General features: G+C 49.4%; 5 protein-coding genes. All 5 read left to right on the plus strand.

Going from position 1 to position 11,042, the window contains the following annotated elements; translation table 11 throughout:
- Window positions 1-725: type VI secretion system baseplate subunit TssK (gene tssK / locus PPL9_RS33730; RefSeq protein ID WP_208989622.1), on the plus strand; the 725-nt coding region annotated here is incomplete at its 5' end.
- A 28-nt stretch (window positions 726-753) separates the two neighbouring features.
- A complete protein-coding gene (icmH, locus tag PPL9_RS25175; protein WP_057465269.1) occupies window positions 754-2,172 on the plus strand; it encodes a type IVB secretion system protein IcmH/DotU in 1,419 nt (472 codons plus the stop codon).
- A complete protein-coding gene (tssM, locus tag PPL9_RS25180; protein WP_057465270.1) occupies window positions 2,169-5,798 on the plus strand; it encodes a type VI secretion system membrane subunit TssM in 3,630 nt (1,209 codons plus the stop codon). Before icmH ends, tssM begins: the two co-directional genes overlap by 4 nt.
- Before the next feature lie 50 nt (window positions 5,799-5,848).
- Complete coding sequence (locus PPL9_RS25185) at window positions 5,849-8,587, plus strand: hypothetical protein (RefSeq protein ID WP_057465271.1); 2,739 nt, start codon at window positions 5,849-5,851, stop codon at window positions 8,585-8,587.
- Window positions 8,588-8,632: 45 nt separating this feature from the next.
- A partial coding sequence (locus PPL9_RS25190) for a hypothetical protein (RefSeq protein ID WP_208989623.1) occupies window positions 8,633-11,042 on the plus strand: 2,410 nt, incomplete at its 3' end.

Raw genomic sequence — 11,042 nt, forward strand, 5'->3', positions numbered from 1 at the left:
AGATCTGGGGCATGCTGAGCCACCGAGCAGATGCGCTTGCAGGGCGAGTTTCAAACTCCGGCAGTAAGGGTGTTGCAGAGATTTCGGATTTTCTGCTTTTGCAGACCGTCAACCGTTATGAACCTCTCTACGCCCACTTTGCACAAACACCCTCGCTCCATCCTGAAGCGCTGTACCGGATTTCGATCCAGCTGGTTGGTGAACTTGCCACATTTACAGCTGCAGCCCGGCGTCCCTCAACACTTCAGCCTTATCGACACGAAGCCCTGACAGAGACATTCGCTCCTGTGATCGCTCATTTGCGACAGCACCTTTCTGCTGTTCTGGAACAGACTGCCGTGCCGATACCGCTGGAAGAGCGCAAGTACGGCGTTCGTGTTGGCATGCTGCTTGATCGCAGCCTGATCAAGTCGGCTCGGTTTGTGCTTGCTGTTAGTGCTGACCTGCCATCAGAAGTGATCAACCGACACTTCCCGGGGCAGATTACGATTGGGTCTGTTGAACAGATCCGAGACTTTGTGAATTCCGCTTTGGCCGGCATCGCAGTGAAGCAACTGCCAGTCGCGCCAAGACAGATCCCGTACCACACGGGCACAGCATATTTCGAACTGGATCCCGCCTCATCACATTGGGACGAAATCCGTGTTTCTGGCGGTCTAGCGATGCATGTCGCGGGTGATTTCCCGAAACTTGTGATGGAACTCTGGGCGATCAGAGAGCAATAAGCGGCTAACGGACTAAGGAGTTGAGATTATGGCAAAGAAGGATTTCACTGCCCTTTCGGTGGACTCAGTCGACACTGTCATCTCGACTGATGCACCCAATCCTGATCATCCTGACGCTGGCAGTACCAACCTTCCGGCGCAAACGCCTGCAGGCTATTGGTTCCTTGGCGCTGATGATATTCAATTCGTCCCACTTGGGAATAATCCTCTTATCAAAGCAGCCTCCAGTTTGTTGGCCTTAGCTGCCCGCTTGCGAAATCACGCTCAGCATCGTGATGTGAATGCCCTGCGCTCTCATGTTATTTCCGAGATCCGCTCTTTCGAACACAACGCTATGCTAAACGGTCTTTCTTCTAAGACCATTCGCATTGCCAGATATGTGGTCTGCGCAACCCTTGATGACATAATTCTCAATACTCCGTGGGGCAGTCGCAGCATTTGGGCAACGCAAAGCCTTGTCAGTAACTTCCACAAGGACGTGTCCGGTGGCGATCGATTTTATGATCTATTGAGGAAGACGCAGGCCAACCCAAGTCGTGACAAAGATCTTCTGGAATTATTGTATCTTTGTATTTCTTTGGGGTTTGAAGGTCGCTTGCGGATCATGCCGCAAGGCAGCAATACGATGTCGCGCCTGCGTTATGGCATATCACGCCTCATTCGCTCGCTGCGAGGAGATCAGGAAACTGATCTATCACCTCACTGGAGAGGTGTTGAAGATGCGTATCGGCCTTTAAAGTGGTCTATTCCGGTATGGGGTATCTTCTTTGGAGCAGCACTCCTAGCCCTGCTGATTTATGCTGTGCTTGCGCTTTGGCTTGGAGAGAAAAGTGAGCGCATTGCGTTTCAGTATGAATCTTTAATCAACACAAGCCCAATCGATCTGACGCACCAACCTGCTCCGCCACGAGCAGCCCTACCGAACTTGCCACAACAACAAGCAACACCCAGTACACCTTCCTCACCTCAAGTCGTTCGTAACAGTACGTTGCCTGCTTATCTGCAAGTTAGTAGGTTCCTTGCTCCTGAGATCCGGCAGGGTCTTGTCATCGTGATGGATGTGCAAGGTAATGTGGTTATACGCCTGACGGGTTCTGGCATGTTCGCTACTGCTAGAGATACGCTCACTGCCCGCTTTATCCCAGTCGTCAATCGTGTGGCTGAAGCGGTGAACACGCAGCCTGGTACCATCAATGTAGTTGGCTTTTCAGACAATATTCCAATTCGAAATGCCCGTTATCCGAACAACGTTGCACTATCCAAGGCACGTGCTCAGACAGTTGCAGATCTCATTAAGGTCAGACTGACAGACAAGACACGTGTCAAAGCCATCGGCAGAGGATCAGCTGATCCAATTGCAACCAATGCAACAGCTGAAGGGCGTGCTCAGAACAGGCGCATTGATATTACGCTTATTCCGCCTTCTGGCCAGGGAGGCCAGCAATGAAGAAACTCAAACGCTTTTTCCCTTTTTGGTTTGTTACGCTCCTTATCACACTAATCTTGTGTGCGGTCATCTGGATTTATGGCCCAAGTCTATCGATCTTCGGCGCAAAACCTTTTGCGATGGCTGTCGTTCGTATGCTGATCGTCATGGGCCTTTTGATGATCTGGGCCGCGATCAATATTGGACGCCTTTCCCGGCGAGCAAGAGAAGCAGAAGCCAAGAACGAAGAAGAAGAGGAAGAAGAAGAGCCTGAAGTCGATCCTGAAGAGCTGGCGAAGAATGAAGCAGCGCTGGTCTCTGGCAAGGTTGAGAAGAGTCTGAACATTCTCAAAACAGCAAGTGTCGATGGTAAACTAGGCCGCAAGGTGATCTATCAGCTGCCCTGGTATCTGATGATTGGGCCAGAGGAATCCGGCAAGACCACTGCTCTTTTACGTTCTGGAATGAAGTTTCCACTGGCTCACAAACTGGGCCAGAAAGTGGATGCAGCGACGATTGAGCCCACTGCAGAATGCGAATACTGGTTCAGCAACAACGCGATCATCGTTGACAGCGCTGGCCGTTATACCATGCAGGACCAAGATGAGGTCATCGATGCTTCTGGCTGGAACACGCTGCTTTCATTGATTAAGAAGAACCGCCGCCGTCAGCCGCTGAACGGCATGATCATTGCGATCAATCTTGCAAAGCTCGCAACAATGCGCTCGGATCAGCGTCTGGATATGGCGCGGACGGTCAAACAACGCTTCAAGGAAGCTGAGAAGCAACTGGGCCTTCGCTTTCCCATCTATGTCATGTTCACTAAGCTGGATTTGATCGCCGGTTTTGCCGACTACTTCCAAGTCCTTGGCCGAGATGAGCGACACCAAGCCTGGGGTATGACCTTCCCCGTTGATGACGGCAAATCCTCCGAGAATGCGATCAGTCATTTTGATGAGGAATATGAGTTACTCATGGAGCAGCTCAATTCGCGCGTCTACGACTATTTGAATAAAGAAACGGACATACAGCACAGAAGTCTGATCTTCAGCTTCCCGCAACAAATGGCCTCGCTGCGAACCGTGCTGAATGATTTCCTGACCGAGATGTTCCGTCCCAATCGCTATGAGGACCGCAGCTTTCTGCGTGGGGTTTATTTCACCTCTGCAACCCAGGAAGGTCAACCTGTTGACTTGCTTGCAGGCTCGATTGCGCATGCATATGGGATTGGCCGACAGGCACTTCCCTCTGCTCCCTACGAGAAACACGCGTATTTTCTGGAGCGCTTGTTCTTTGACCTGATTTTTGGCGAAGGCAACCTTGCGGGCGAGAGCAAGCAAGTGATGCGCAAACAGAAGATCCGCAAGCGCCTCTCTTTTGCTGCTTGTGTGATCGTTCTTGCATTTTTGACAACGGTTTGGGTCATCAGCTATGAGATGAACCAGGAAAACATCATCAACCGTGCCCAAGCTGACTTGAAAGAATACCCCAAATTTGCTGACCGAATTGATGCTGTACGCGTCAATGATGCCAACTATCTATCTGTGTTGCCGTTGTTGAACTACCTTCGAGACCTGCCAGGCGGCTTTGCGGATCAGCAGGAGAAACCACCTCAAAATGAGCGTTGGGGTCTTAACCAGATTCCGAATGTTTCAGAGGATGCGGATGCGCTTTATCACAACGGACTGGAGCGCTATTTGCGACCACGCATGATGCTCCGCCTTGAGCAGCAAATGGTTGCAAATATCGACAATCCAGAATTCCTGTTTGAAGCCTTGCGGATTTATCTGGAACTGGCAGACAAAGGTCCACTGGAACCGGAGGTTATTCAGCGTTGGGAAGAAACTGATTGGCAGTCCCTTTACAGTGACCCTCGGCAAGTGACAGAGCGCGACCAACTCTCAAATCATCTTGCTGCGTTGCTGGACCAGCCCTTTAAGGTGCGAATTGATGTGAATACAGAGTTGGTTAGTCAGGTTCGAGAGATTCTGAATGCAACTCCAATCGCGGAGCTGGCTTACTCCTTTATCAAAGCAGGACAAGCCGCTCAAAGCCTGCCGGAGTGGCGTCCTGACGAAGCTGCAGGATCTGCTGTAACTCGCGTCTTCACACGGTCCTCAGGCAAACCTTTGAGCGAAGGTATTCCTGGCCTTTACACTTATGAAGGTTTCCGTGGTGTGTTCCTTCCTCAGTTGGTTGATAGCATTCAGAGCTTCGTTCGAGAAAGCTGGGTGCTCGGTCCAAACGGTCAGTTGGAAAACAAAGAAGAGACTGTCACCCGTATCGAACGTGGCGTTTTAGGGCTTTATCTGGATGACTACGCCCGCATGTGGGATGCGATGCTGGCTGACCTGCGCATTGTGAAGTTTACAAGCCTGTCGCAGGCGACGGACGTCATTAACACAGCTTCCGGCCCGAATTCACCTATCCGTAATCTTCTCGTCTCAGTAGCTGAGCAAACTCAGCTTACACGGACTGAAGCTCCATCCAGTGCTACCGGCGTTGCCCAGAACGTTGCAGGCGGCGCAGCTCGTATTGCACAGGAAGAAGCCCGCGCGACCACCAACCTGAGACAGCAGCAGCTTGTTGAAGTGCTTGGTGAAGCTGTTCCGACGAGTGAAGGTGGCCCGAAACCGGTTCCACCGGGCACTTCTGTGCAGGCGCGCTTTGAGCCTCTTGATAGTTTCACGTTAGGGTCAGGGAGTGGCACCACTCCGCTCGACGCTTTGTTGATGAAGGTCACTGATCTTTATCGTGAACTTAACCGGATATTGTTGGCTAACAACACTCAGCAAGACGCCCTGAGCTATATTCTTGGTGGCGGGAGTGATGCGGTTAAAACACTGAAGGATGAAGCACCTAACGTTCCTATGCCGCTGCAAAGCTGGATACTGGAAATGCTTCAGTTCTCCTCACAAGTTACCGTAAACGATGCTCAAAAAGCCATCAATGCAGCCTGGGATTCAGAGGTTTTACCTTTGTGCAGCAATGCTCTTTCTGGCCGCTATCCGGTGGCAAATGGTCAGCAAGCTTCGGTGATGCTGGACGATTTTTCGACCCTGTTCAAACCGGGTGGCAAGATTGAAGCGTTTTTCAATACCAATATCAAATCATTCGTCGATACCTCCTCCACACCGTGGAAATGGAGAGAGAGCGACAACGCCAAGATTGATGTCTCAAAAGACAGCCTTCAAGTCTTCGAAAAAGCTAACAATATTCGCAACGCATATTTCACAAATGGGGGGGATAAACCATCTGTTGCATTCACGATGACACCCTTGGATCTGGACGTCGGATCAACCAGAGTTGCCCTCACCGTGGATGGGACAACAGTGAGCTATGCGCATGGTCCAACACGCCCGATTGAGTTGAATTGGCCTGGCGAAGGTGTACCAGCTGCAAGTCTCGCATTTTTCCCTGCGATTGCCGGAGAACCGAACTCCATTAATCTCAGCGGACCATGGTCCCTCTTTCGTTTATTGGAAAAGGCAAGCGTGACAAAAACTGAGCTACCCGATCAATACAAGGTGAGATTTACGCTTGGAAATCGATTTGCCACCTTCAACCTCATGGCCAACAGCGTGAACAATCCATTCTCAGCCAGGCTGCTTCAGAATTTCACCTGTCCTAAGGAGCTCAATACCTAAAATACAGGTTTAGTGGTTCTCGATAATAATAAAACCAATTGGAGCCTCGAATGTCTGACGATCAACTAACGCCCCAACAACTTGAATGGGTGAAATCAGTTTATAGAGCACTCGGCTGGGCCTTTAAGGAACAGGATGAGGCTGAGCGTGAGACAGCCGCAGCAATCAAAGAAAAAGAAGAGAAAGAGATTGCACAGGCGACAGCTAAGACAAAAGCTGAAGACGACAAAAAAGTCGAAGCGGCTGTTACAGAAGCAACTGCTGAGCGCATAAAGGCAGAGAGTGATGAAAAACTCAAAGATGTCACTGCGCAACTCTCTGAGTTAAAGGCCGACGTTAAAGATCATTTTGTTCATAAAAATGAAGACACCGATGCTGATGCTTTGGCAGCGCTTGCAAGCCAGAGTAAGCAGCTTCTGGAACGTCTCAACTCTATTTATGGACATAAAAAAGATTTTGAGAATTATCCAAGTGAAGCAATTGCTTTTGACAAAAGCTATGAAAACGCAAAAGCACTCATTCAAACCGCTGCTTTGGAGATCAAAACCAAAGATACGGATGGTGCACATAACAGCCTGATAGATGCCGAATCCACCGTTGATGATATGCAGACGCTTTGGCAAGGCGTTGTAGCCGCGGCCAAGAGCAAACCAGCAGAACCTCCTGTTCCAGCTGAGTTGAAGCCATATGTCATGGAAGTTGGTCAGGGTATCAAATCGATGACCGGCATTGGGTTTTCCGGACCAGCAACACGCCTTGGAAAAACCTTGAAGGACGTCAGAGCAGCGAAGGTGCCCAAAGACGATCCTGCCTGGGAAATCCTGCTTTATGAGAATGAGATGGCCATGGCTGCGGTTGGGGAGTTTGATCAGCTCAAGAACCATATTCAAAAGCTGGCGACAAGTTTGCGAAACTCCGGTGTTGCGGACGCTGCTGGCGACATTGAAACCACACTTGATAATTACATGTCGGACGCCTCAAGAACGGTCCCGACCATTCGCAGTCTGCTTAGTTCACTCAAAGCCTCCGCAGCACACAAGAACAGCATGAGAAAAGAAGCGCGGTGGGATGCGGCGCAGCTTGGTGAGCGTACAGAGCGCTTCCGCGATGATTTGAAAAAACTGGTCCTTTACGACAAGCAGGGAAATCTGGTCACCAAACCTGATGAACGTCGTGCGATCAAACGCGCGGGTGATGTCCCCGGCTTAAAAAAAGACGTGATGATCCAAATTCCACGTCGCCCCGACGATGCGAAGGAAATTCCACGAAAAACAGTCGACAGCCTTCTTCAAACCTTTGACTTTCTTGATGAGTTGAAAGCATCCGGTGTGACAGGAGTGGAAGATATCGCTGTTGAGGAGTTCCTGAAAGCTGAAGCAATCCTTTCCGGTATTCAGAAGGATCCAGGTGCTTATAAAAAGCTGACTAAAAAACTTAAAACACTACGCGAGAAAATCGACGAGATCTCGAAAGGCATGGAAGGTGCTTATTACATCGAAGAGCGGTTGCGCCTCACGGATGACATCGATGATCTGGAAGAAGAAGCCCTCTCCATGAACATCGAAAAAGCACTGGCTTCATGCACTGAGATGGAAGCCAAACAATTACATCCGCTCGAAGAGGGTGTTCGCAAGGCCATCAAAAACCGGGAGTTGTTTGACACCAAAGTTGAGACCATAAAGGGCCAGTTTACAGAGATCCCCAAACTACTCGCACAAATGGGGAAAGCTGATCCCAGCCTGGCCAAGATGTTTGGTTCCCTATTCGCGCCTGATCAGATCAAGCAATATCATGGTGATCTGGATGTCTTTTTCGATCAAGCGAAAGACCTTGCCTACAACGCAACCACAAACGACGAACTGGCTCATTCACTTGATCTGGCGAATCGATTGATCTTCCGCGTTGACCGTTTTGTCCTCGAACTGGAAGGACAGTTGAGCCATCTCCATAAGCTTGCCGAGATGGAGAAAAAAGGCGAAAAAATCAAAGATTCGGATCGTTTTAGTAAGACAGAGCTGAAGTACTTCAAAAAGCTGGAAAACGATTACAAGAAGGGTGTTGCTCGACAAAAAGACCAGAAGGAAGCCAAGAACGCCTTCCTCACCAAATCCGGCCCGCTTAAGGTTGAGCTCGATATGATGACGTCAGAAGACATTTCCATCAATCGTATCCTTGCTTACTACAAGGGGGTTGATCGTGTTGACCCCAGCAAGTTCGATACATCTCGTTTGAAAGAACTTCGCATGGAAATTGCGGAGCTGGAAGATCAGTCTGACGCTTCTCATACGCACAAAGAGAACCTTGCTAAACTGAAAGAGCTGGAAGGTGCTCTGGATGCAATGCGTGGTGAAATAACAGGCTTCAGAGAGGACATTGCGCGAGACATCTCGACATTTTCAGAGAAATGCATCGCACGCCTGATCAAAGCCAAGCAGTATATCGACAGCTCTTTTGTCAACGCAGTGAAAGACAAGCAGGATGCAGGTGAAGAAGCGGTGGATGTCGCTGCTTTGCGGAAGTTCTCGTCGAGCATTTCTCAACCACTGGCCCTAGCAGAATTGCCTAAGCAAGTTGCGACTATTGCTGACAAATCTAAAGACCTGAAAGAGCGCAAGAAAGCCCGCGAAAATGCCCTAAGGCAAGTGCGGCCACTGATTGCGCAACTGGACAACAGTCAGGCCATTCAGCTCTATATGCGGCACCCCTTCAGCGATCTGCCGAATGATCTGAACATACTGCGTCCCGAGCTGATTCAGCTGGAAGTGAAGCTGCTCTCTCTTGGTGGCTAAGATAAAACAAGAAGGATCGAAAACGATCCCACACTGGAGTTTGTCATGACGTTAACTCCGTCTCAAATTGACTGGCTCTCACAGGCCCAAGGCGGCGTGGAGAACTTTGAATCTGATAGTGAAAACGAAGAGAAGAAATCTGCAGAACTGACCAATATTTTAGCCAAATTGGATGCAGATAAGTCGGTTATTCACCAAGCTCAGGATTTTCAAATTGAACTCGCCCGAAGTCCAAATGTTTTTAAGCGTAAGCTGCAAAAAAGCAAAATGGACTTTATGACCGGCGATATGAAAACCGAGGTTGATTCCTACGCGGACGTGACTTCTGAAACACCTCTCATTCAATCCGAAAATGTTGATGCGCTCAATGCCGCTTTCGGCAAGATCCTAGAGCGGCAGGCCGAGATGATTGCGGCGAAGAAGAAGGATGGGAAGACACGGCTTTTCAGTGATGCAGATATCACTCGGGAACTTTGGACACCTCTGGTTCGTGAAGGGATCATTCCCTCCAACATTGTGCCGGATAAATACAGTCAATTTGTGCAGATGTTCCAGGGTGCCTCTGAGATCTATGAGGGGAAGTTGGAGCAACATAGTGAAACGGCTTCAAAGTATGAGAACACGCTTGAAGCCATTGGGTTTGCGCGTGATGTCGTCTCACTGGCCGGAAGTCTTGGCAGTAGCGCGCTGACCATTGCCAACTTTGAAGACCAATCTCGTTCGCTAGCAGAAAAACGCGAAATTGCAGCCAAACGTCAGGTTCTGAAAGGGAAGCAGGATCAGATTGCCGGAGACCTTCGGACTGAGTTCAAAATGGGTGCAAACACTTCGGATGCAGAGGTGCTGGAAGAGGCAGCCCGACGTGGTGAATATAGTTGCGAGATCAAAAGCTACCAGAATGTAGAAGCAGCCCAATCACAGCTCGTTGAGCAGCTGATGGGGCAAAACAAGCTTTTCGAAGAGGAAAAAGCTTTACTGACGATGTCCACGTCGTTGCTGGATGGCGGTCTAGCCATGGCAGAAAAAGGTATCCAGTTTTCGGAGAGACAAAAGAACGCAAGAAACACACTCGCCTTTGCCCAAGACGCTGCTGATATCGTTGCTGGCCAACTTAAGCTTGCATTGGAAGCAACAGGCAAAACCTACGAGCAAGAAGAGCACCAAACCACCGACCAGATAGAGTTTGAAGGCGCTGCAGATAAGGATACGCTCCAGAATATTTCTTATGCTGCAGGCGCTGTGAGTGTCGCTATTGAAGCCAACCAAGTTGCGCGGAAAATTGCCTTAGCAACGCAAGCAAAAACGAACAAAGAGCGAGAGAATGCAGTTTTGCAAATTCCCGGCTCTATCGCAGACTCCCTTGCTGAGGCTTTTTTTGCAGCAGGTGACGTTCAAGGTCATGTCGATACGGGTAAACAAGATTCTGCACTGACTCTCAAGGATGAAAGCAAAGCATATGCCTACGGTGATCCTGCGCCTGGTCCTGGAAATGAAAATGACCAGACCGAACTGATTGGTGTTTCAATCAAGGCTTTTTTTGTTTTAGGTGTCAACACCGGCACTGCTGTTAAAGCGCTCAAAGATAAGGATTATAAAGCCTTTTCTGAATCCCTTGTTCTAGGTTTAATGCAGCTAGCTTCTTCTGCTACCACAGGCCCCCTCGCCGCAATGGCCAAGCCTGATCTTCCTCTCAACACTGATGAGGAAAAGGAAGAACTTAGTGAGCTTTCAGCCCGCGAACTTATGGATCGCAAGCTGGAACGATCTGGTTGTACGTTTAAACGAACGGAGCGCGAGGCGTTTCTTGATGGTTTTCAAGATCCACAATACTTGCACAAAATCACGAATAATATGCGTGAAATGCAGGATGCCTTCCGTGAGGCAAACGACAAGAAGAAGATGGATGCTGAAACGGTAAAGCGAACGAATGCTGCCATTCAGAAGATGGAAGCGAAGAAATCCTGGGACGCACTTGCTGATTTTAAGAAGAAGCAATCCAACAAGAAAGAACGCGAAGAGTTTATGGAAAAGCTCGAAGCGGATGTGGAAGCAGAAACAAAAGCGCTGAAAAACCTGATCGAGGAGGCTTCCCCTCCTCCTGATCCTGAAGACACGAAGGCTCTTCAGAAATCAATGGAAGCGGTCGAAAGACTGATTGCTGACATCAAAGCCTCTGAAATGAAATACAAGCTGATTGAAAAGATTGCCAAGGGTGGTGTTCAGGTTCTGGTGCGTGTTGTTCCGGCAACGGGCATGGTTGAGGCTTGCAGAAAACTTGCCTTTGACGCAGTTGCTCTTGGTAAGAAAGCAGCTGAAGTTGAAAAGTGGCGCAGGAACGTGAAAATGGCACAAACCGCCAACTCGCCCTATTACCACGCTTGTAAGGAGCGCCATACACAGGCAGCGGTTCAAGTCAGTCAGAAGACAATCAATACCTTCCTATCTATCATTGGCG

The organism is Pseudovibrio sp. POLY-S9, from assembly GCF_001431305.1.
Taxonomy (GTDB): Bacteria; Pseudomonadota; Alphaproteobacteria; order Rhizobiales; family Stappiaceae; genus Pseudovibrio.

Bases quoted from the DNA above. Each gene is read 5' to 3' on its own strand.
- icmH (WP_057465269.1), top strand. From the start codon at position 754: ATGGCAAAGAAGGATTTCACTGCCCTTTCGGTGGACTCAGTCGACACT.
- tssM (WP_057465270.1), top strand. From the start codon at position 2,169: ATGAAGAAACTCAAACGCTTTTTCCCTTTTTGGTTTGTTACGCTCCTT.
- PPL9_RS25185 (WP_057465271.1), top strand. From the start codon at position 5,849: ATGTCTGACGATCAACTAACGCCCCAACAACTTGAATGGGTGAAATCA.